Source organism: Achromobacter sp. HNDS-1 (assembly GCF_040084795.1).
Taxonomy (GTDB): Bacteria; Pseudomonadota; Gammaproteobacteria; order Burkholderiales; family Burkholderiaceae_B; genus Achromobacter; species Achromobacter ruhlandii.
Genome location: NZ_CP157584.1, coordinates 5,404,916 through 5,425,479 on the forward strand (window position 1 = coordinate 5,404,916; position 20,564 = coordinate 5,425,479).

Annotated in this window: 22 protein-coding genes; 9 read left to right on the forward strand and 13 right to left on the reverse strand. The window is 71.2% G+C overall.

The genetic code is table 11. The annotated features are described in order from the left end of the window. Positions 1 to 7: 7 nt before the first annotated feature. Genes ABFG95_RS25000 through ABFG95_RS25050 form a run of 11 tightly spaced genes read right to left on the reverse strand, consistent with a single transcriptional unit; the run spans position 8 to position 9,338 of the window. The gene (locus ABFG95_RS25000) at positions 8 to 2,335 is read right to left on the reverse strand and encodes a hypothetical protein (RefSeq protein WP_348995013.1); all 2,328 of its coding nucleotides are present in this window, start codon (positions 2,333 to 2,335) and stop codon (positions 8 to 10) included. Further along, positions 2,319 to 2,915, reverse strand: coding sequence for an outer membrane lipoprotein carrier protein LolA (locus ABFG95_RS25005; RefSeq protein WP_063583174.1), 597 nt, complete (start codon positions 2,913 to 2,915; stop codon positions 2,319 to 2,321). Before ABFG95_RS25005 ends, ABFG95_RS25000 begins: the two co-directional genes overlap by 17 nt. Next, entirely contained in the window at positions 2,912 to 3,355 is a 444-nt protein-coding gene (locus ABFG95_RS25010) for an acyl-CoA thioesterase (RefSeq protein WP_049074894.1), read from the reverse strand. Before ABFG95_RS25010 ends, ABFG95_RS25005 begins: the two co-directional genes overlap by 4 nt. Then, a complete protein-coding gene (locus tag ABFG95_RS25015) occupies positions 3,348 to 4,271 on the reverse strand; it encodes a glycosyl transferase (RefSeq protein ID WP_175204732.1) in 924 nt (307 codons plus the stop codon). The genes ABFG95_RS25010 and ABFG95_RS25015 overlap by 8 nt, the downstream gene beginning before the upstream one ends. Then, positions 4,268 to 5,020: a glycosyltransferase family 2 protein gene (locus ABFG95_RS25020; protein WP_063583173.1), complete on the reverse strand. Its 753-nt coding sequence runs from the start codon at positions 5,018 to 5,020 to the stop codon at positions 4,268 to 4,270. The genes ABFG95_RS25015 and ABFG95_RS25020 overlap by 4 nt, the downstream gene beginning before the upstream one ends. Beyond that, on the reverse strand, positions 5,007 to 6,707 hold the full coding sequence (locus tag ABFG95_RS25025; RefSeq protein ID WP_348995014.1) for an AMP-binding protein: 1,701 nt from the start codon (positions 6,705 to 6,707) through the stop codon (positions 5,007 to 5,009). Before ABFG95_RS25025 ends, ABFG95_RS25020 begins: the two co-directional genes overlap by 14 nt. Positions 6,708 to 6,710: 3 nt before the next feature. Then, positions 6,711 to 7,259, reverse strand: coding sequence for a hypothetical protein (locus ABFG95_RS25030; RefSeq protein ID WP_348995015.1), 549 nt, complete (start codon positions 7,257 to 7,259; stop codon positions 6,711 to 6,713). Further along, positions 7,256 to 7,513, reverse strand: coding sequence for an acyl carrier protein (locus tag ABFG95_RS25035; protein ID WP_049077956.1), 258 nt, complete (start codon positions 7,511 to 7,513; stop codon positions 7,256 to 7,258). The genes ABFG95_RS25030 and ABFG95_RS25035 overlap by 4 nt, the downstream gene beginning before the upstream one ends. Positions 7,514 to 7,529: 16 nt before the next feature. Next, a complete protein-coding gene (locus tag ABFG95_RS25040; protein ID WP_049074885.1) occupies positions 7,530 to 7,790 on the reverse strand; it encodes a phosphopantetheine-binding protein in 261 nt (86 codons plus the stop codon). Beyond that, positions 7,771 to 8,670 (reverse strand): lysophospholipid acyltransferase family protein, encoded by a 900-nt coding sequence (locus ABFG95_RS25045; RefSeq protein WP_348995016.1) that lies wholly within the window; start codon positions 8,668 to 8,670, stop codon positions 7,771 to 7,773. The genes ABFG95_RS25040 and ABFG95_RS25045 overlap by 20 nt, the downstream gene beginning before the upstream one ends. Further along, positions 8,667 to 9,338 carry a beta-ketoacyl synthase chain length factor gene (locus tag ABFG95_RS25050; RefSeq protein WP_278992291.1) on the reverse strand — a complete coding sequence of 224 codons (672 nt, stop codon included), beginning with the start codon at positions 9,336 to 9,338 and terminating at the stop codon, positions 8,667 to 8,669. Before ABFG95_RS25050 ends, ABFG95_RS25045 begins: the two co-directional genes overlap by 4 nt. Positions 9,339 to 9,516: 178 nt before the next feature. On the opposite strand from ABFG95_RS25050, the gene ABFG95_RS25055 reads away from it, so the two are divergent. From ABFG95_RS25055 to ABFG95_RS25090, 8 genes are all read left to right on the forward strand, one after another. Continuing rightward, positions 9,517 to 10,158 (forward strand): 4'-phosphopantetheinyl transferase superfamily protein, encoded by a 642-nt coding sequence (locus ABFG95_RS25055; protein ID WP_348995017.1) that lies wholly within the window; start codon positions 9,517 to 9,519, stop codon positions 10,156 to 10,158. A gap of 100 nt (positions 10,159 to 10,258) precedes the next feature. After that, positions 10,259 to 11,476 (forward strand): NO-inducible flavohemoprotein, encoded by a 1,218-nt coding sequence (gene hmpA / locus ABFG95_RS25060; RefSeq protein WP_348995018.1) that lies wholly within the window; start codon positions 10,259 to 10,261, stop codon positions 11,474 to 11,476. Positions 11,477 to 11,495: 19 nt separating this feature from the next. Beyond that, positions 11,496 to 11,933: an Rrf2 family transcriptional regulator gene (locus ABFG95_RS25065; protein ID WP_049074876.1), complete on the forward strand. Its 438-nt coding sequence runs from the start codon at positions 11,496 to 11,498 to the stop codon at positions 11,931 to 11,933. A gap of 169 nt (positions 11,934 to 12,102) precedes the next feature. Then, positions 12,103 to 13,350 carry a D-amino acid dehydrogenase gene (locus ABFG95_RS25070; protein WP_348995019.1) on the forward strand — a complete coding sequence of 416 codons (1,248 nt, stop codon included), beginning with the start codon at positions 12,103 to 12,105 and terminating at the stop codon, positions 13,348 to 13,350. Positions 13,351 to 13,648: 298 nt separating this feature from the next. Next, positions 13,649 to 14,563 carry a DMT family transporter gene (locus ABFG95_RS25075; protein WP_348995020.1) on the forward strand — a complete coding sequence of 305 codons (915 nt, stop codon included), beginning with the start codon at positions 13,649 to 13,651 and terminating at the stop codon, positions 14,561 to 14,563. An 80-nt stretch (positions 14,564 to 14,643) separates the two neighbouring features. Next, complete coding sequence (locus tag ABFG95_RS25080) at positions 14,644 to 15,603, forward strand: proline dehydrogenase family protein (RefSeq protein WP_348995021.1); 960 nt, start codon at positions 14,644 to 14,646, stop codon at positions 15,601 to 15,603. 63 nt (positions 15,604 to 15,666) lie between these two features. Beyond that, positions 15,667 to 16,476 (forward strand): AraC family transcriptional regulator, encoded by an 810-nt coding sequence (locus tag ABFG95_RS25085; protein WP_348995022.1) that lies wholly within the window; start codon positions 15,667 to 15,669, stop codon positions 16,474 to 16,476. Positions 16,477 to 16,597: 121 nt separating this feature from the next. Beyond that, on the forward strand, positions 16,598 to 17,536 hold the full coding sequence (locus tag ABFG95_RS25090) for an alpha/beta fold hydrolase (protein WP_049074866.1): 939 nt from the start codon (positions 16,598 to 16,600) through the stop codon (positions 17,534 to 17,536). Here ABFG95_RS25090 and ABFG95_RS25095 read toward each other — a convergent pair. Beyond that, positions 17,445 to 18,107: an NAD(P)H-dependent oxidoreductase gene (locus ABFG95_RS25095; RefSeq protein ID WP_269888946.1), complete on the reverse strand. Its 663-nt coding sequence runs from the start codon at positions 18,105 to 18,107 to the stop codon at positions 17,445 to 17,447. The genes ABFG95_RS25090 and ABFG95_RS25095 overlap by 92 nt on opposite strands. A 125-nt stretch (positions 18,108 to 18,232) precedes the next feature. On the opposite strand from ABFG95_RS25095, the gene ABFG95_RS25100 reads away from it, so the two are divergent. After that, on the forward strand, positions 18,233 to 19,117 hold the full coding sequence (locus tag ABFG95_RS25100; protein WP_054518896.1) for a LysR substrate-binding domain-containing protein: 885 nt from the start codon (positions 18,233 to 18,235) through the stop codon (positions 19,115 to 19,117). Positions 19,118 to 19,154: 37 nt separating this feature from the next. Here ABFG95_RS25100 and ABFG95_RS25105 read toward each other — a convergent pair whose 3' ends face one another. Beyond that, positions 19,155 to 20,489 carry an MFS transporter gene (locus ABFG95_RS25105; RefSeq protein ID WP_348995023.1) on the reverse strand — a complete coding sequence of 445 codons (1,335 nt, stop codon included), beginning with the start codon at positions 20,487 to 20,489 and terminating at the stop codon, positions 19,155 to 19,157. Between the last annotated feature and the right edge of the window lie 75 nt (positions 20,490 to 20,564).

Below are 20,564 nucleotides of genomic sequence, written 5' to 3' on the forward strand. Positions count from 1 at the left end.
CAAAAAATCAGGCCTGGCGGGGCGGCCGGATCCACGGCGCCCACAACAGGGAAAAGCCCACGCCCAGCGCCACCGCCAGGCCAAAGTTGGCGATGGCCGGCGTCTGGCTGACGGCCAGCAGGCCGAAAGACAGCAGGGTGGTGAGCGCGCCCAGCACGATGCCCACCAGGCTGGCGGCCGCGCCGGCGACCCGCTCATACATGAAGATGGCGTAGTCCACGCCGATGGCCGAGACCAGCAACAGGCCGAACAGGCTGAACAGGGTCAGCGGCTGGCCCAGGTAGCCCAGCGCCGCCAGGCTGCACGCGGTGGCCGCCAGCGGCACCGCCAGGATGCGCCAGGCGGCGGCGCGTCCCAGCGTCAGGCACAGCAGCGCCGCCGCCACCAGATACGACAGCAGCTTGAGTTCGGCGGCCTCGACGCGGGTGGCGCTGAACATGCGGTTCAGTTCGCCGCTGCGGTCGACCAGCGTGACGCCGGGCGCGGCCTGGGCGATGGCGGCCAGGGCGGCGGGGTCGCGCAGGCCCAGCAGCGTGATCATGCCGGCGGCCTCGCCGTCGCGCTGGCCCAGCCACAGCGGGCGCCAGCGCTCGCCGGCCTGTCCCTGCATGGCGGCGTCGAGGGTGACGGGCGGCAGGGCCGCCAGCGCGCGCAGTTCCTGGCGCAGCGCGTCGAACGGCAGGCCGATGTCGGTCATGGCGCGCCAGGCCTCGGGGCGATCGGCCAGCGTGCCGAGCGCCGCCGCCAGGGCGCGCTGGTCGGCCTGCGGCGTCACGCGCTGGCTCAGGGCGTTATAGGCCTGCAGTTTGCCCGTGGCGACCTGGGCGTCCAATGCCTGGCTGACCTGTGCCTGGCGGCGCAGCAGTTCGTCCGGGTCCGGTGCGCGCACCAGGAAGAACTGGCTGGTCGGCATGAAACCGGTGATCTCGCCGATCTGGCGCGCCTGTTGCAATAGCGGCGCCGGCAGGCTCAGCCATTGGCGCAGATCGTCCTGGATGCCGAGGCGGCCGATGCCGCCGGCGGTGATGGCCGCCAGCAGCACGGCGCCGACCGCCAGCAGGGCGCGGCGGCCGGCCAGACGCTCGCGGGCGCGCAGCGCGGCCTCGGCGAATCGCAGCAGCGGCGGCCACGGGCGTGGACGGAAATATTCCATCCAGGCTGGCAACTGGCAGACGGTGCAGGCATAGGCGCCGAGCAGGCCGGCGGCGGAGAACACCGCCGTCTGTGTCAGGGCGGGGAAGGGCGTGAACGCCAGCGCCACGTAGCCGACCAGGCTGGCCGCCAGGCTGATGGTCAGGCCCGGCAGCACGCGGCGCAGGGCGGGCCAGGCGCGCCAGTCCGGCATGCCGTAACTCTTGCCCAGCCAGTGCATCGGAAAGTCGACCGCGACGCCGATCAGGCTGGCGCCGATCACCAGCGTCAGCACGTGGATGGAGCCGAACACCGCGACGCAGGCGACCGTGCCGGCCAGAAGGCCCACGGCCACTGGCGCCAGCGCCAGCAGCGCGCGCCAGCGGCGCAGCGCCAGGAGCAGCACCAGCACGATGCCAGCCATGGCGATTCCGCCGATCCAGCCGCTCTCGGCGACCGCCTGGGCGCGGCCTGCCGCCGCGTAGAGGGCGCCGCCGGCCACCAGCAGGTCCGCGCCGCTGGCGGCCAGGGCCCGGCGATCGGCGTCGATCTGCTCGGCCACGCGCGCCGGCGCGTCGCTGTCGAAGGCGTCATCGCGGGTGGTGGCGCGCACCAGCACCCAGGAGCGGCCCGCGCCCTCGGCCACCAACGTGCCGGTGCCCATGTCGTACTGCACCGCGCCGCCGGGCCGCAGCGCCTGTTCAGCCAGCCGCGCCAGGCCAAGCAAGTCCTGGTCGACCGGCACCACGCTGGAAGAGGAGAAAGGGTCGACCAGTTCGCGGGCGCGGCGTTGCGCGTAGGCGGCGGGGTCATCGAGCAACTGCTGGCGCTGCGCCGCCGGCAGCAAGGCGAGGCGGTTGGCCAGCAGCCGGGCGCGCAGGTCGGCCAGGTCGACGTCGACGTCGACCTGCGCCGTGGCGAACAGGCCGCTTTGCTGCCAGCGCTGGGCCAGCAGGCGCGCGGCGGCCGCGCTATCGCCGCCGGCGGGCGCGGCGACCAGCGCCACCAGCTGGCGGCTCAGCGGCTCCTGGATGCGCGCTTCGGCCAGTTGGCGGGTGGCGTCGGTCCGGGCCTGCGGCACCAGCTCCATCAGGTTGGCCGATACCGGCCAGCCGTCGCGGCACTGCCAGGCGCCCAGGCCCAGCAACAGCAGCAGCCCCAGCTTGAACAGCCGTGGCAGCCAGCGTTCAGTCGGCGAAGGCACGCTGCTCCTCGGGCGTCAGGGCGTCGGCCGAGGCGGCATCGACCATCTGCAGCACGCTGCGGTCGCCCTGGACTTCGCGCAGTTCGATACGGTCCACCAGCCTGCCGCCGTTGATCTGGATGTTCTCGAAGATCTGGCGCAGCAGCACCGAGCGCGGCAGTAGCGTCAGCTGCCAGGCGTCCGGGCCGCCCGACAGGCTCAGGTCGAAGTTCTCGCGCAGGCCGCTGGTGTCGCCGGCCAGCACCGACAGGAACAGGCGGTTCTCGCGGCCGGCGCCGCTGTGCTGCGGCAGCGCCTGCCAGGCGCCATCGGGGCCGCGGCGGGCGATGCCGTCGGCGCTGATGCGCAGGTCCTGGGCGATGGGGCTGCGCAGCAGCCACAGCAGGCCGCGGCCGGCGGCCAGGGTGAAGTCGCCGCGGCTGGTCAGCGGCTGCGGCAGCGAGCGCAGGAATTTCTGCTGCACGAAATGGCCGCGCACGATCGGCGTGGCGCGCAGTTGCTGTTGCAGGTCATCGAGGTTGAAGGCCCGCGCGCTCCAGGGCAGGACGGCCAGGGCCAGGCAGATCAGCAGGCGTTTCACGCGGCGTCCTCCGGGGCATCGAGCTTGCGCCGGACCGCGTCCAGCAGGACGGCCGGCGAAGCCAGCTGCATCTCGCGGGTGCGCATGCAGACCGCCACTTGCACGGAACTGGCCCGCGTCAGGCGCTGGCCGCTGGCGGCCTCGCGGATCAGGTAATTGATCTTGAGGCGGTTTTCCCATTCGACCAGCTCGGCGCGCACCACCAGGCGCTGGCCGAACTGCGCCGCCTGCGCGTAGCGCAGTTGCAGGTCGATCACCGGCCAGACATAGCCGCTGGCGCGCATTGCGTCATAGCCATAGCCCAGGCTGTCGAGCAGCGCGCAGCGGGCTTCTTCGAGGTATTTGACGTAGTGGCCGTGCCAGACGACGTTGATCGAATCGACGTCGTAGAAGGGCACGCGGATCTCGACTTGCGCGCCAAGCGCGCCGCGTTTACGCATCGTCTTTCCAGAAAGGGTAGAAGTTGAACCATTGCAGCGGCGCCTGGCGGCAGTGCGCGCCCAGGCGGTCGGCGTAGCGCTGTGTCCATTGCGCGATCTGCGCCTGGCGCGTGGCGCGGCTCCATTCGATGCCGTCGCTCAGGCGTTCCATCGACACGCGGTAGCGCTTGCCGTGGCGGGTGCAGAACAGCAGATTGACCGGGCAGCGCAGCAGGCCGGCCAGCAGCCATGGGCCTTGCGGCAGCGGCGCGAGGTCGCCCAGCAGCGCCACCTCGGTGCTGCGGTCGCCCTTGAGCGGCACGCGGTCGCCGGCGATGGCCAGCCATTCGCCGCGCTCCAGGCGCTGGGCCAGGTCGAGCATGACGCCGGCATCCAGTTCGCTGACCTGGATCATGCGCAGGCCGCCGCCGGCCTCGTCGAGCAGGCGGCCGAACTGTGCCGCGTGCTTGGTGTGCACCAGCACATTCAGCTTGAGCAGGCCGGATTGCTCCGCCAGCGCCCGGCAGACCTCGATATTGCCGAGGTGCGAGCCCACCAGGATCTGGCCGCGGCCGCTGCCCATCTGCGCGTGCAGGCCGTCGGGATCGTGGATGTCCAGGTCCGCCAGCGTGATCTTGCCCTGCCAGACGTCGAGCTTGTCCAGCAACGCCTGCGCGAATGCCAGGTATTGGCGGTAGACCGGGAACGAGCGCGGCAGCGGCGTGGCCGGGCCGCCGGCGCGCGCCAGGCGGCGCTGGTAGGCGCCGATGGCCCGGCGGGCGCGCGGGCCGAACGCATAGAAGTACAGGACCACCAGCCACACCACCGGCGCCACCGCGCGGCGGCCGACCCGGCGCGCGGCCCAGGCGGTCAGTCGCATCAGCACGGGGCTGCCGCGTTCGGGTTGGTCGGCCCAGTGGGAGTCGGCCGCGCTCATGGGCGCCCGCCAGCGGTGAGGCGGCGCAGTAACAGCGCCGGCGAGCGCGCCAGCATGCCGAAGAACAGGCGCGCGTGCATGCGGCTGATCAGCAGGTTGTCGCGCAGGGCCTTGAAGTGCGAGACGCCGCCTTCCGGGTAGACCACGCGCGTGGGCAGCCAGGCCATGGGCACGCCGCGCCAGTGCAGGCGCACCAGGATGGCGATGTCGAAGTCCATGCGGCGGCCGACCTGCGTGGTGTCGATCACCCGCAGCACGGGGGCGAGCGGATAGACGCGAAAGCCGCACATGGCGTCCGGAATGTCGAGCGACAGGGTGTTGATCCAGACCCACACGCGCGTCAGCCAGCGGCCGTAGAGGCGGCTGCGCGGCACGTCGTCGCCGTACAGCGGCGCGCCGCAGATGACCGCGTCGGGCCGCGCCCGCGAGGCCTGCGCGAAGCTGGCGGCGTCATCCAGGGCATGCTGGCCGTCGGCGTCCACCTGCAGCGCGTGGCTGTAGCCCAGGTCGCGCGCGGCGCGCAGCCCGTCCTGCACCGCCGCGCCCTTGCCGCCGTTGGCGGCGCGACGCACCAGGTGCGTATGCGGCAGCGCCGCCAGCCTGTCCAGGACGGCGGCGCAATCGGCGGCCGAGCCGTCGTCGACCAGCACGCAGGGCAGGCCCAGGGCCGCCAGCCGCGCATGCACCGCGGCCACGGTGGCGCCGTGGTTGTAGACGGGGATGACCGCGCACAGCCTATGCGGCGTCATGGCGGTCTCCGTGCAGCACGCGTCCGGATGAGCAGGGCGCCTCACCGAGGGTGTAGGTGAAATACAGCTTGCGCTTGCCGGCATCCCAGCGCAGCGCCAGTTCGGCCACGTCGCCGGGACGCAGCAGGCGCTGGAACTTCAGCGCCTCCATGCCGGCAAAGCGCAGGTCGGGCAGCAGGTCGCGTTGCGCCAGCGCAAGCGCCCAGCCGATCTGCGCCACGCCGGGCACCACCGGGGCGGTGGGGAAATGGCCGCCGAAATAGGCCAGGTCGCACGGGATTTCCATGCGGTAGCGGCGCTCGTCGGCGCTGGCGGCCGGCAGCGGTTCGGCCATGGGCTGCAGCGGGCGCGGGCCGGCGGCCGCCTCGAAATCGGCCTGGGTCATCTTGCCCTGGCTATTCCAGGGCAACTGCCGAGCCAGCCGCCAGCCGCGCGGAATCGCCAGCGATTCGAAGCCGGCCGCCAGGTGCCGGCGCAGCGCATCCACCACGGCGCGCCGGCCCTGGTTGCGCAGCGCGTGCAGGCCGGCGGGGTTCAGCGCCACCAGCGCAGTCAGGCGGGTGGCGCCGGCGGCGCGGCCGACGCGGGCCTCGGCCACATGGGCATGGCGCGCCAGCGCCTGTTCCAGCATGGGCAGCGCGATGCGCTTTTCCTCGATCTTGACGATGCGGTCCTGCCGGCCCAGCAACTGGAAGCGGCCGCCGGACAGCTCGGCGCCGTCGGCGGTCTGCGCGTCAGCGGCCTCGACCCAGGGCGAATCCACCCGCAGCGCGCCGTGCGCGTCCAGGCCGACCGTCACGCCGGGCAGGGGTTGCCACGGGTCGGCCCCGCCGCGCCAGGCCACGGCGCCGGTCTCGGAACTGCCGTAGATCTCGGTGGGGCGCAGGCCGAGCTGGCGCGCGATGGCGTCGGACACGTCGGGCGGCAGCGCGCCGCCCGATGAATAGATGCGGCCGAGCCTGCCGCGCAGTTGCGCCCAGTCCAGCCGGTCGCCCAGGCGGCGCAGCAGCGCCGGGCTGGCGATCCAGGTGAAGGCCGGATGGCGCAGGCTGGCCTGCTGCAAGTCTTCGGGGTAGAGCCGCTGGCGCCGGTCGAGCGCACGGCCGGCGCACAGCGGCCACAGCACGCGGAAGGGCAGGCCGTACATGTGTTGGGCCGAGACGCTGCCCAGCACCGGGCCGGTGGCGTCGGGCCATTGCGCCTGCAGGGCCTGGACCTCGCGCGCCAACTGGCCCCAGCGCTTGGCGATGCGCTTGGGCGTGCCGCTGGAGCCGGATGTGCACAGCACCAGCGCCTGGTCCGGATCGAGCGCCGCGGGCGCCAGCGGCGGCGCGTCGCGCAGCGCTTCCAGGCGCCAGCGCGGGCGGGCGGTGGGCGGCAGGTCGGTGTCGGAGAGCCAGGCGTCGACGTCGGGGTCGAGCAGGGCGCAGGTGTCGGGGCGCGCGTCGCCTGGTAGGATCGCGGTCACGCCGGCGCGCCAGCAGGCAAACAGGGCGATGGCGAGCGCGGCGGCGTCGTCGAACCAGAGCGCGGCGCGGCGAGTGGCGCGCGCCTGGAGCGCGCCGGCGGCGGCCAGGCAGTGCGCGGCGAAATCGGCGTGCGCCAGTGCGGGCTCGACGGCGACGGGCGCGTCGTTGGCGCCCGCGGCGCGCGGCAGCAGCAGATGCGTCAGGTCTGTCCAGGTCACCGCTCAGGCCGCCTTTGCCGCGGCCGGCCGCAGCAGCCATTCGCCGCCCGTCAACAGGCCCATCAGCGCGTAGCTGATGGCGCCGTTGTAGGCGGTCCACCAGCTCCAGGGGCCCCACGCGGCCAGCGCCGCCGCGACGGCGCCGTTGACGGCGAAGAAGCCGCACCAGACGCGCGTGACGTTGCGCGTGTAGCGCACGCCGGCGGCCGGCAGGTCGGGGTGGCGCAGGCGCGCCAGCCGTTCGACCACGGGGCGGCCGCGCCGCAGGCTGGCGCCGAAGATGGCCAGCAGCATGGCGTTGACCATCACGGGGTACCAGCGCAGCCACTCGCTTGAATTGGAGACAGCCAGCACCAGGCAGAACGCCACCGCGGCCAGCGGCAGCAGGCGCGCGCCGGGCTGCGTGTCGCGGCCGGCCAGCCCGCGGGCCAGCCACAGCACGGCCAGCGGCAGCGCCAGCCAGGCCGCGCTGACCCGGCCCAGCGTCGCGTACACGACGAAGGGGTAGGCCAGGCCGGCCACGGCCAGCGCGGGCGCCAGGCCGCGTTTCATGCGCCGGCGTCCTGCTGCTTCTGGCACATGGCCTGCACCACGTCTTCGACGGTGCGCACGCTGCGGAAATCGTTGGCGTCGAGCTTGCGCCCGGTCTGGCGGCGCACGTGGTCGATCAGGTCGATGGCGTCGATGCTGTCGATTTCCAGGTCGGTGTAGAGGTTGGCCTCGGGGGTGATGCGTTCGGGCTCGATCTCGAACAATTCGCTCAGCGTGTCGCGCAGCGTATTGAAGATTTCATCGCGGGTCTGCATGGTCAACTCCATTGCCTCAGTTGCGGCGCTGGGCCGCGACAAATTCGGCCAGGTTGGCGATGCTGGCGAAGTGCTCGCGCATGTTGCGCGTTTCGGGGTCGATGGCGATGCCATAGCGCTTTTGCAGCGCCAGGCCGAGTTCCAGGGCGTCGACCGAGTCCAGGCCCAGTCCGTCGCCGAACAGGCTGGCCTCGCGATCGATGTCGTCGGGGGCGATGTCTTCCAGGCCCAGGGATTCGATGACGAGCGTCTTGAGCTCAGTTTCCAGTTGATTCATCCAGCTTGGACTCCACTTGCGGCGCGATTCGCGCTTGTTCGTTGTCGGGGCCGGCGGCGGGCGCCGGGGCGCCGGCCGGCGCGTGGCGCGTCAGCTCGGCATCGAAATAGGCATGCAGGTAATCGTTCATGCGGCGGCCGGCAATCGGCAGCGGGTGCGCATTGGACCATGTGGCGGGATCGATGTCCTCGCCGACCTGGATCACGTAGCGCATGCGGCACGGCGGAATGCGGTACCAGGGCTCGCCTTTGGTCAGGCTGCGCGGGTTCATGCGGATGACCACCGGGGTCACCACCCGGGCGCCGCGCAGCGCAATGGCGCAGGCGCCGCGATGAAAGCGCGGCAGGCTGTCCTGGGGGGTGCGCGTGCCTTCCGGGAACACGATCAGGGTTTCGCCGTTGCGCAGCACGTCGGCGGCGCGATCGAACATGTCGAAGCTTTCATCGTTGGTGATGTAGGCGGCGTTGCTGACCGGCCCGCGCGTGAACGGATTGCGCGCCAGGCCGTGCTTGACGATGCAGTTGGCGTTCTTGACGTGGCCCACCAGGAACACCACGTCCAGCAGTGACGGGTGGTTGGCCAGGATCATCTGGCCGGGCCGGCCCAGGCGTTCGGCGCCCTTGAAATCCACCGTGAGGATGCCGACGCGCACCATGAAGCGGATGAAGAAGCGGAAGGTGCGGTTCAGCGCCCAGCGCGCGCGGCGCTGGCGGTCGGCGGCATTGCCGGGAATCAGGCGCTGCGGCGGGAACACCAGCAGGCGCAGCAGCAGCCCGCCGACGCCGAACATGGTGAAGGCCATGCCGGTGGCGACCAGGCGCCACAGCCAGAAATCCTGGCGGGGCGGGGGGGCGGCGGAGGGGGGGCTGGAAGGGGTCATGCCGAGCGGGTCCAGAGCCATTGGCGGGCGTGGTTGGCATGCCGCCAGCTGGGCGTTTGCAGGTTCAGGTGACGCAACAGGTTCAGCGCGTTGGGCCAGGGCCGCGGCGCGGCGCCGGCGCCAGGGGAGGTCTCGAGCCGCCAGTCGGCGCCGGCGCGCAGGCGGAACGCCGCCGCGTAGGAAAAGGGCACGTCGTCGATCCAGGGCGAGTAGGGCGCGGGCGGCCGCTCCTCGGCCAGCACCACCAGCACGTTGTCGTGGCCTTCGGCCAGCAGCAGCCCCGCTTCCAGGAAGGCGTGCTCCAGACCGTCGTCCTCGGCCGAGAGCGCGATCGATTCGGTGGTTTCGCGGCGTATGATCGACCACTGGCCGGCCAGGGCGTTGTGCACCGACAGGCCGAACGCGGTGGGCGACAGCGGTTCGCCGGCGGCCAGCGATTGCAGCAGGCCGAAATTGCGGGTGGTTTCGCCATGGCGCGAGGCGTAGACCAGCGGCATGGGTGGCTGGCCTTGGGCGACCGGCCAGGCGCATTCGAACACCGCGCGCGCCATCGGGCTGAGGCGGCGGCGCTGCATCGGGGGCAGGAATTCGAGGCGCGGCGGGCTGGGTTCTCCAACGGGACAATAAGGATGTTCAGCCCAGTACGACCAGCTGCTCGCGTCTTGCATACCCGATGTCCAACCCTGCCATTGCGCAATGGAAAAGGTCAGCATAGCGCGCGATCTTACACTGATCGCAAATTCATTAATTGTTTTTAGACGTTACTAAAACAGTGAAAACGCCCGATATTTTACATTTTGTTTTACCAAATTGTGACGTGAAGCCGTGATTCCTGGGGAACTTTCCTTGTGGTGGGCGGACCAAGGCGCGGCCGCTGATTATCAGCCAGATCTGCTCTCGGCGGCGGACGCGCGACGCGCGTCGGCGCTGCGCTCGGCCAAGGCGCGCGATGACTGGCAGGTCAGCCGCGCCTTGCTGCAGCAGGTGCGGGCGGACGCGCACCCGGCCCATGCCCTGTCGCTCAGCCATAGTGGCGGCCACGCCCTCTGCGCCCAGGCGCCGCGGGACTGGGCCGTGGGCGTGGACCTGGAGCGGGTGCGGGCGCGCGATACCGCCGCGCTGGCCGCCTGGGTCTGCAGCGAACCGGAACGGGCCTGGCTGGCGCAGGCCGCCGATACGGCCGCGCGGCTGGAGCGGTTCTATATGTTGTGGACACTCAAGGAAGCCTTCGTCAAGGCGGCCGGGCTGGATTTTCCGGCGGACATGGCGTCGATCGGCCTGACGCCGGCGGCCTCGGGCCGGCTGGCGCTGCGTCCGCCGGCGGGCCGCTGGCAGGCGATGTGCTGGGGGCTCGGCGGCGACTGGGTGATGGCGGCGGCCTGGCGCGGCGCGGACCCGGCGCCGGTCCGCATCGGCTGGCGCGCGGCGGCGGGATGTGCCTGGCCAGCGCGCCGCCTGCTGGGCGAATGGACGGGGCAGGCCGGTTGAGGGCAAGGATGGTTTTGTGCGCCGCACTTAAACATGTATTATTAATGCATGTTTAAAAAAGGGATGGCGCCGGCGCCGTCCGCAGCACAAGGAGCAGTCGATGTTGAGCCCGCAAATCCGCGCCATGGTCAAGGCCACGGCCCCGGTCCTGAAAACCCATGGCGTGGCCCTGACCCGTCACTTCTACGCCCGCATGTTCCAGCACAATCCGGAACTCAAGCACGTGTTCAACCAGGGCCACCAGGCGGGCGGCGAACAGCAGCAGGCGCTGGCCGGCGCGGTCGCGGCCTATGCCGAACACATCGACGATCCCTCGGTGCTGGCGCCGGTGGTGACCCGCATCGTCCACAAGCACGTCAGCCTGGGCATTCGCCCCGAGCACTATCCGATCGTGGGCAAGCATCTCTTGGCGTCGATCCGCGAGGTGCTGGGCGAGGCCGCCACCGACGCTCTGGTGGATGCCTGGGCCGCCGCCTATGGCCAGCTGGCCGACATGCTGATCGCCGAAGAGGCCCGGCTGTACCGGGATTCGGCCGCCAAGCCGGGCGGCTGGACTGGCTGGCGCGCCTTCCGCGTGGTCGGCAAGCAGCCCGAAAGCGCCGAGATCACCTCGTTCTACCTGGCGCCGGCCGATGGCGGCGCGGTGCCGGCCTATCTCCCCGGCCAGTATGTGTCGGTGCGCGTGTACGTGCCGGAGCTGGGCCTGATGCAGCCGCGTCAGTACAGCCTGTCGGACGCGCCGGGCCAGGACCGCCTGCGGATCTCGGTCAAGCGCGAATCGGGCGGCGCGCACGGGCCAGCCGGACGCGTGTCCAATGCGCTGCACGAGCGCCTGGAGGAAGGCGGCGTGCTGGATGTGGCGCCGCCGCAGGGCGACTTCCACCTGCGCCAAGACAGCGCCGCGCCGGTGGTGCTGCTGAGCGGCGGGGTGGGGCTGACGCCCATGGTGTCGATCCTGAATCATCTGGTGGCGACCGACGATCCGCGCCAGATCCGCTTCGTGCATGGCTGTCGCAACCAGGCGGTGCACGCCATGAAAGACCACGTCAATGCCATCGTCGCGAGCCGCGGCAACGTGCGCAAGGCGGTGTTCTACGAGGAAGTCGGCGGCGGCGACCGCCCGGGCCGCGACTACGACCATCATGGCCGGGTCGACCTGCGCGCCATCCGCGACGAGGCCATTATGCCGGATGCCGATTACTACCTGTGCGGCCCGTCCGGTTTCATGCGGGCGCAGCGCGAAACGCTGTTGGCGCTGGGCGTGGCGCCGGACCGCATTCACGCCGAGGCCTTCGGCAGCGGCGGCGCGCCGGCCTGACCGGTGTATCCTGGCGCCCATGCAACTGACCCGATTCACCGACTTCGGCCTGCGCGTCCTGATGTACCTGACGCAGTGCCGCGACCGGCCCGCGGCGGTCACCATTCCGGAGATCGCCACGCGCTTCGACCTGTCGCGCAACCACCTGGTCAAGGTGGTGCACTTCATGTCGCAGCGCGGCTGGGTCAGCACGGCGCGCGGCAAGGGCGGCGGCCTGGCGCTGGCGCGCCCGGCCGCCGAGTACCGGCTGGGCGACCTGGTGCGCGAACTGGAACAGCAGGGCCCGCTGATCGACTGCGGCGAGCCGCCCTGTGCGCTGGACGGCGCCTGCCGCCTGGCGGGGGTGCTGGCGCAGACCCTGCAGGCGTTCTACGACGCGCTCAATGGCTACACCCTGGCGGACCTGGTGCGCGATCCGACCGCCGCGGCCATCATCAGGCTGCATCGCGCCGCCTGATTCCCGTGCCGATCGCCCGCGCCGGTTGCCCGGGGCTGGTGGTCCAAGTCGGTCGTCCGGGCCGGGACCATGAGGCCGGGTTATGGGTGCTGGGGCTTTGGTGATTTGCGGTCATCCGTCCCCCGCTTCAGAATAAGACCGTTGCCATTTTCTTATTTGGAAGCAGGGTATGCGCGTTTGCGTAATCGGTGCCGGCGTGGTGGGCGTGACCTCCGCTTACTTCCTGGCGCGCCAGGGCCATGACGTCGTGTTGGTCGACAGCCACGCCCATCCGGCCGAGGTTTCCAGCTACGCCAACGGCGGCCAGCTCAGCTACAGCTACGTCGCGCCGCTGGCCGGGCCGGGCGTGTTGCCGAGCGTGCCGGGCTGGCTGCTGCGCGAGGATTCGCCGCTGCGTTTCCGGCCGCGGCTGGACCCGCATCAGTGGCGCTGGTGCCTGCGCTTCGCGCTGGCCTGTCGCGCCTCGGTGGCGCGCGAGTCCACCGCGCAATTGCAGGCGCTGTCCTTTCTCAGCCGCGACGCCATGCATGCCTTGCTGGAACAGGAAAACCTGGAATTCGGCCATCTGCGCAACGGCAAGCTGATCGCCTACCGCAGCGCGGCCCTGCTGGACAAGGCGCGCGCGCTGGTCGCCTACCAGGCGGCCCACGGCGCCGAGCAGCAGGTGCTGGACGCCGCCCAGACGTTGCAGCGCGAGCCGGCGCTGGCCGGCATGGGCGCCAGCCTGGCCGGCGCCATCTACACCCCGAGCGAAGAGGCGGGCGACTGCCGCCAATTCACGCAGGCGCTGTTCGAGCGGCTGCAAGCGCTGCCCAACGTGCAGTGCGCCATGTCCAATCCCGTCGCCGGCCTGCAGCGCGAGGGCAGGCGTATCGTCGCGGTGCGCGCCCAGGACGGCGACATCGGCGCGGACGCGGTGGTGCTGGCCACGGGCATCGGCACGCGCGCCTTGCTGCAACCGCTGGGCCACGATGTGCCGCTGTATCCGCTCAAGGGCTACAGCCTGACCGTGCCGCTGGCGGACGACGATACCGTGGCGCCGCGCATCAGCGTCACCGACTACGAGCGCCGCATCGTCTATGCGCGGGTCGGCGGGGTGCTGCGGATCGCGGCCATGGTGGACATCGGCAGCGCCAATGCCGACATCGATCCGGCTCGCATCGCGCTGCTCAAGCGCCAGGTGCGCGAGGCGTTTCCGGCGCTGGATTTGGCGCAGGCGATTCCCTGGGCCGGGCTGCGTCCGGCCACGCCCACCGGCAAGCCGCTGATCGGACGCAGTTCCGCCGCCGACAACCTGTGGCTGAACATCGGCCAGGGCGCGCTTGGCTTCACCCTGGCCTGCGGCAGCGCGGCGCTGCTGACGGCGCAGATGGGGGGGCTGGATACGCCGCTGGATCCGCTGCCGTTCAGACCCTGAGGGTGGGGCCGCGCCGCGGGGGGCTGCAACTCGCGGGCCGGCACTTCGCGGGCCGGCACTTCGCGGGCCTGTATTTCCCGGGCCTCCGCTGCCTGGGGCTCTGCTTCCCAGGCCTGCATTCGCCGCCCACGACGGCCTGGGATACGGCGGCCTCGGGAATGTCCATTTCAAGATAGTCCCTGCCTGTTCATCGGCAGACGGGCGCTCGCACGCTCAATAGGATACCGGTCATCCGCCACCTGCGCGGCGCCGCGCGCCGCGGCGGAGAGCCGATTCCCCTTCCGCGAGTGAACCCATCATGTCCTACCTGTTTCCATTGTTCGCCATCCTGTTCTGGGCGGGCAATGTCATCGTCTCGAAGATGGCGGCCAGCGCCATTTCGCCCACCGCCATCACGTTCTACCGGCTGATCCTGGCGCTGGCGATCATGGGCCTGTTCACCGCCGTGCCGGCCTGGCGCAACCGCCATGTGATCCTGCGCCACTGGCCCAAGCTGGCGCTGTACGGCGGACTGTCGTCGGCGCTGTTCCAGGCGCTGTCGTACCGCGCCGCCGAGACCACCACCGCCACCAACATGGCGATCCTGACCGCGTTGATCCCGCTGCTGAGCATGCTGCTGAGCGTGGTCATCCTGCGCGATCCGCTGACCCTGGGCATGGCGGTCGGCGGCGCGCTGTCATTCCTGGGCCTGCTGTACCTGGTGGGGCAGGGCGAGATGCTGAGCGTGTTTCAGCACGGCATCCACGTGGGCGACGGCCTGATGCTGATGGCGGCGTTTTCCTACGCGTTGTACGGCGTGCTGCTGCGCCACTGGAAAGTGCCGCTGCCGGCGTGGCAGTCGACCTTCGTGCAGTCGATTTTCGCGCTGCTGTACATGCTGCCGCTGTACCTGCGGGTGCCGCCCGCGCAGGCGGCGCTGGACATGAAGACGATTCCGCTGATCCTGTATGCCGGCATTTTCTCTTCGGTGCTGCTGTCGTTCCTGTGGATCGAGGGCGTGCACCGCCTGGGGCCGAACCGCTGCAGCATCTTCATCAACCTGCTGCCGTTGTTCACCGCGCTGGCCGCGTTCGTGTTGCTGCGCGAGCAACTGCATTCCTACCACCTGCTGGGCGGCGCGGTGACCTTGCTGGGCGTGCTGCTGGCGCAGACGGTGCAGCGGCCGCTGTTCGGCCGCGCCCGGGCCGCCGCGCTGGCAGCCGGCAAGGCGTGACGCGCGCCGGCGCGGTTCACTCCCGTTCAAGACGGGACGGGGCCGGCGCCGCATAGTGGCTCTCTTTGAACGGAGAGCCCATGAGCCTTTTCCAGAAAACCGCCATCGCCCTGGCGCGCAGCCCGGGCGCCGGGCGCGCCATGCGCGCATTGGCCGCGCGCACCTCGCTGGCGCGCCGCTTCGTCGGCGGCGCCGATGTCGAGGCGGCGGTGCGCACCGCCGCGCGGCTGCGCGAGGCGCACGGCATCCGCGCTTCGCTGTTCTACCTGGGCGAATACGTGGCCGACCCGGCGGCGATCGAACACAACACGCAGCAGGCCATGCAGGCCTGCGCCGCGCTGGGCCGGGCGGGGCTGGACGTGCACGTATCGATCGATCCCACCGCCATTGGCTACATGCGCGACGATGCGCTGGGGCGCGGCAATGCCCGGCGCATCGCGGCGGCGGCGCGCCAGGCCGCGGGCGGCGGGCGCGACTGGGTGGTGCTGGACATGGAGGACTCGGGCCTGCGCGAACGCACCTGCGCCTTGCACGCGGAACTGCTGGGCGCCGGCCTGCCCGCCGGCCTGACGCTGCAGGCGCGTCGACGCCGCACGCCGGTCGACCTGGTCTGGGCCATCGGCCAGCGCACCTCGCTGCGGCTGGTCAAGGGGGCGTTCCCGGAACGCGCGCTGGATCATGCCGGCCGCGCCCATATCGACCAGGCCTATCTGGACGCGGCCGCCATCATGCTGTCGCCCCAGGCGCGCGCGGCCGGCTTCCTTCCGGTCTTCGGCACCCATGACGACCGCCTGGCCGGCGCCATCATGGCCCTGGCGCGCGAGCGGGGGTGGGGGGCGGACGAGTTCGAGTTCGAGATGCTCTATGGCGTGCGGCCCGATTGGCAACTGGCGCTGCGGCGCCTGGGCTACGCCGTGCGGGTGTACCTGCCATTCGGGGCGGACTGGTGGCCCTATGCGGTCCGGCGGGTGGGCGAGCATCCGCGCAATGTGTGGCTGCTGGCGCGGTCGTTGGCCGCGGAAGGGGACTATTTCGGGTAGCCTGTCGCCAGTGGCCGGGCTTGCCGAGGCCGCGCCCGAGCGTTTTTCACTGGCGGTTTTCCAATGGCGGTTTCCCAACATATCTGGCATTGCGGCGCCGGCCTGCCCGGCGATGTGCTGATCGCCGACCTGCGCGCCTACCGGTATGACGCGCATTTCCACGACGCCTGGTCGATCGGCGCCATCGCGCGCGGGCGCTGCGCCTTCACGGTGCACGGCCGCCCCTTCGAGGCGGGCGAGGGCGATCTGGTGGTGATCGCGCCGGGCCAGGTGCATACCGGCGGCACGTCGGCCGGCCTGCTCGCCTACCGCATGGCGTACATCGAGCCGGCCTGGTTCCAGCAGCACGCCCTGGCGCTGCGCGAGGGCGGATTGGACCTGCCCGGGCCGGTGATCCGCGATGCCCCCCTGTGCGCGCAATGGCTGGCCGCGCTGGCGCCTGACCATACCGATGACGCGGCGCGCCGCGGCGACCTGTCGGCGGCGCTGTTCCGGCTGTTGGCGGCGCATGGGCGGGCGCCCGCCGAGGCGGCGCGAGATGGCGCCGACGTGTGCGAACTGCTGTGGCAAAGGATGCGCGCCGATCCCGCCTGCGCGCCCGACCTGGAGGCGCTGGCGCGGACCGATGGCCGCCACCGCAGCACCCTGGTCAAGCAGTTCGCGCGCCGCTACGGTCTGCCGCCGCAGGCCTGGCTGCGCAATTGGCGGGTGGCGCGCGCCCGCGCGCTGCTGCGCGGCGGGCTGCCGCTGGCCGAGGCGGCGCTGGCGGTGGGATTTGCCGACCAGGCGCACCTGACGCGGGTGTTCAAGCAGGTCTATGGCAGTCCGCCCGGCGTGCTGCGTCGATCGGCGGCCCGCAAACCGGCCGAATGACATTCCTACGGATCATGTAATGAGCGATGAATGATCGGTTGAATTCACAGTTTTTACCGGATTTAATCGCTTCATGTGGCGTCCGTTGACGCCGTATTGATTGATTCATGGGAATGTGAAGATGGACTCGCAACGCATCACGCTGCGCGCCGCGGACGGCGTGCCGCTGGGAGGCTACGTGTGGCGCCACGCCGACCCCGATCCGGCCGGCCCGCGTCCGGTGGTGGTCATCAATGCCGCCACCTCGGTGCGCTGCCGCTATTACGCGCGCTTCGCGGCCTACCTGCACCAACACGGTTTCGATGTGCTGACCTACGACTATCGCGGCATCGGCGAGTCGCGTCCGGCGTCGCTGCGCGGTTTCCGGGCGTCCTGGATGGATTGGGGCGAGAAGGATTTCGAGGCGGTGCTGGGGTATGTGCGCCACCATTTTCCGGGCCAGCCGGTGGACGTGGTGGCCCACAGCATCGGCGGCTTCGTCACCGGGCTGGCGCCGTCGGCCAGCGGGTTGCGGCGGATTTTCACCATGGGGGCGCAATATGCCTACTGGCGCGACTACGCCGCCGGCCAGCGCCTGCGCATGCTGGCCAAGTGGCATGTGGTGATGCCGCTGCTGGCCGCCTGCCTGGGTTACTTCCCCGGGCGTCGGCTGGGCTGGCTGGAGGACACGCCGCGCGGGGTGGTGCGTGACTGGAGTTTCATGGGCGCGCGCTTCGAGGGGCGCGGCGGGCCGGATCGCCGCGTCGCCGCGATGGCGGCGGTGACCGCCCCGATCCTGGCGCTCAGCGTCACCGATGACGAATTCGGCACCGAGGCTGCCATCGCCCGGCTGCTGGCGTATTTCACCGGCAGCGCCCGCACCCACCTGCGCCTGGCGCCGGCCTCGCTGGGGTTGGACGCGATCGGCCATTTCGCCTTTTTCCATGACCGCTTTCGCGACACGCTGTGGCCGATCGCCCTGGGCTGGCTCAGCCGCGGGGAGCGGCGGCTGGCGGGGGCGACGCCCATACGTTGTGACTGCGTGGCGTCTCTAGCCGATAGTCCGAGTATTTCCGCGTGAAGAATTCGGCGCCCAGTGTTTCGGCCGCCAGCAACGGATTGCGGGGATCCGCCGCGATCTCGCCGCGGCTGTTGCCGGCGCCGTGAACCACCCCGACGAAATCGGCGTGGGTGTAGCGCGCGAATTCCTGCACCTGGTGCACCACGCCCAGGATCGCGCCGGGATAGGTTTCCTCGGACGCCACCGCCAGGGCCAGGCGCTTGCCGGCCATGCGCGCCTTGACCGCCTCGGGTTCGGGGCCGGTGCCGGCGTAATGCGTGAACGAGCGGTCGAAGAATGCCTTGGTCTGCGCCGACATGCCGTACCAGTAGAGCGGGGTGCAGAACAGCACGCCGTCGGCGGGCAGGAAGTGTTCCAGGAACAGCTCGGCGTAGCGGTCGTCCGGCGCCGAGGCATGGCGCAGGTCCGGCAGGAAACCCTTGATGTAGTCGTCCAGGAACAGCAGGCTGGCGTGGCTGCCGGCAGCCTGCGCGCCGCGTTGTGCCGCGGCGCCGAGCGCGGCGCTGTTGCCGTCGCGGCGAGGGCTGCCGGCCAGGATCAGCAGGCGCTTGGATTGATGAGATGGATTCATGTTTGGATGCCTCGATGAGTGAAACGAAAAGGGAAGCTACGAGGCAAAATTTACGCAGCGGCGCGCATCGGGACAAACGAGGATTTCTTGGCTAAGATGAGTTGAATTCATCTGGATGGCACGCCATGTTTGCTTCCCTGCCGGTCACCGCCCTGCGCGCCTTCGAGGCCGCCGCGCGCTTGCGCAGCTTCAAGGCGGCCGCGGCCGAGCTGGCCGTGACGCCCACGGCGGTTTCGCATCAGATCAAGGCGCTGGAGCGCCACGCCGGCGTGGCCTTGTTCGACCGGGTGCCGCAGGGCGTGCGCCTGACCGACGCCGGGGCGCGGCTGTTCGCCAGCGCGCACGGCGCCTTGTTGGACATCGCCCAGACGCTGGATGCGCTGCGGCCGGCCAGCGCGGCCGGCGCGCTGACGCTGTCCACCACGCATTCGTTCGCGGCGCTCTGGCTGGTGCCGCGGCTGGGCCGCTTCTACCAGGCCTATCCGCAGTACCAATTGCGCCTGCAGGCGCAGGCCGAGACGATCGACCTGCTGCAGGACGCCAGCGTCGACGTGGCGATCCGCTACAGCCGCCAGCGCTATCCCCTGCTGCACGCGGCGTGCACGCTGCAGGAGCGGTTCGGGGTCTACGGCGCGCCCGCGGTGGTGGCGCAGGCGCGGCGGGCGCGCCCCGCGCTGGTGACCGTGCGTTGGCGCGATTCGGCGCTGTATGACGAGGGCTGGCTGCAGTGGTGCGAGGCGGCCGGGCTGCCGGCCTGGCGCAAACCGGCGGCGCTGCACGCCTATGCGGAAGAGCACTACGCGTTGCAGGCGGCCATCGCGGGGCAGGGACTGGTGCTGGCCAGTTCGGTCATGGTTTCGGATAGTGTCGCGGCCGGCACGCTGGTGCCGCTGCGTCCCGAGGTCAGCGTGGCCGGCGCGGCCTACACCGCGCTGTGCGCGCCGGGGCGCGAGCGCCATCCGCCGGTCAAGGCGTTCCTGGCGTGGCTGCGGCAGGAATTCAAGGACTAGCGGCGGCGTTGGTCGATGCGTGCCGGTCGACGCGCATTCACGGCCGTGCCGGTCGCGGCAACAGCGGCAAGATTGCCAGCATGGCGCCGCCGGCGGCCAGCCAGGCCAGCGGCCAGGACGCGGCCGCCACCAGCCGCGGCAGCGCCAGCGGCGTCAGGAACAATCCCAGGTAGCCGCAGGTGTTGGCCAGCCCCAGCGCGGTGCCGGCGCGGGCGGCGCCGGCCAGCGTGACCAGTTCGGTGTAGGCCACGCCGTGCCAGGCCGAGGCGCAGATGCCGGCGGCGGCCAGCAGCACCGGCACGGCAAGCAGCGCCGCGCGGTTGCCGGGGACCGTGCCCTGGAGCCAGGCCGCGGCCGCCAGCGCCACGAACAACACACAGCCCAGCCAGACGCAGCCGCGCAGGTAGGCGCGGCGATTGCCGTGGCGGTCGGTCCAGCGGCCGCTGGCGATGCGCGCCACCATGGCGCCCAGTTGCACCGCCACCATCACGGCGGTCAGCGTGGCGATGCCGGCGCCGCTGAAGTCATGCAGGAATACGGTGGCGAACGTCAGCACCGCGAATTGCGGGCAGCAGAGCAGGCCGATCGCCACCGCCGCGCGCCATACCCTGGCGTCGCGCAGGGGGCTCGACGCGGCGGCGATCGGCGTGTGGGTGGCGGCTCGGGAGGGCGGGGTGGTTGTCGGGGTGTTGCCGCCGGCGTGGGAGGCGGCGGCGGAGCCGGCCGCCGTGGCGGGGTGCGCCCGATCCGGCTCGCGCAGCCATCCCAGCGTCAGCAGCGCGGCGCCCGCACACAGGCCGGCCAGCAGGCCGAAGACCGCGCCGAAACCGGCCCGCGACGCCAGCCAGGGCAGCACCAGCGCGCCCAGTCCGCCGCCGAGCGGCACGGCGGTCTGGCGGATGCTCATCGCCAGGCCGCGCTCGCCTTCGTCGAACCACGCCATCACCGCGCGACCGCTGGCGCCGTTGACGCTGCCGCCCATCACGCCCACCAGCAGCAGGCCCAGCGCCAGCAGCCACAAGGCGGGCGCGACGCCGTGGGCCGGCGCGGCGAACAGACTCATCCAGGCCAGCGCCGCGGCCGTCGCGCCCAGGCCGCCCAGCAGCACCGGCCGGTCGCCCCATCGGTCGGCCAGCAGGCCCCAGGGCAGCTCGAACAACGCCACGCCCAGGCCGAGCACGCCGAGCGCCAGGCCCAGGGCGTCGTTGTCCAGTTGATAGTCCGCGCGCAGGAAGACGGCGGTGGCGGGCAGGCCGGCCGCCGCCGCGGAGAAGGCAGCATTGGCGGCCACCCCCACCGACAGCACCTTCCAGCGGTGGGCGGGACGCACGGCAGGGGTTGGGGCGGAAAGCACGGAGGCGGGCAGGGACATGACGGTTCCAGATGGGATTGACGCGGCAAAGTCTGCGCCCGTAACATCATTCTGAAAATCGGGAAATTTTTAATT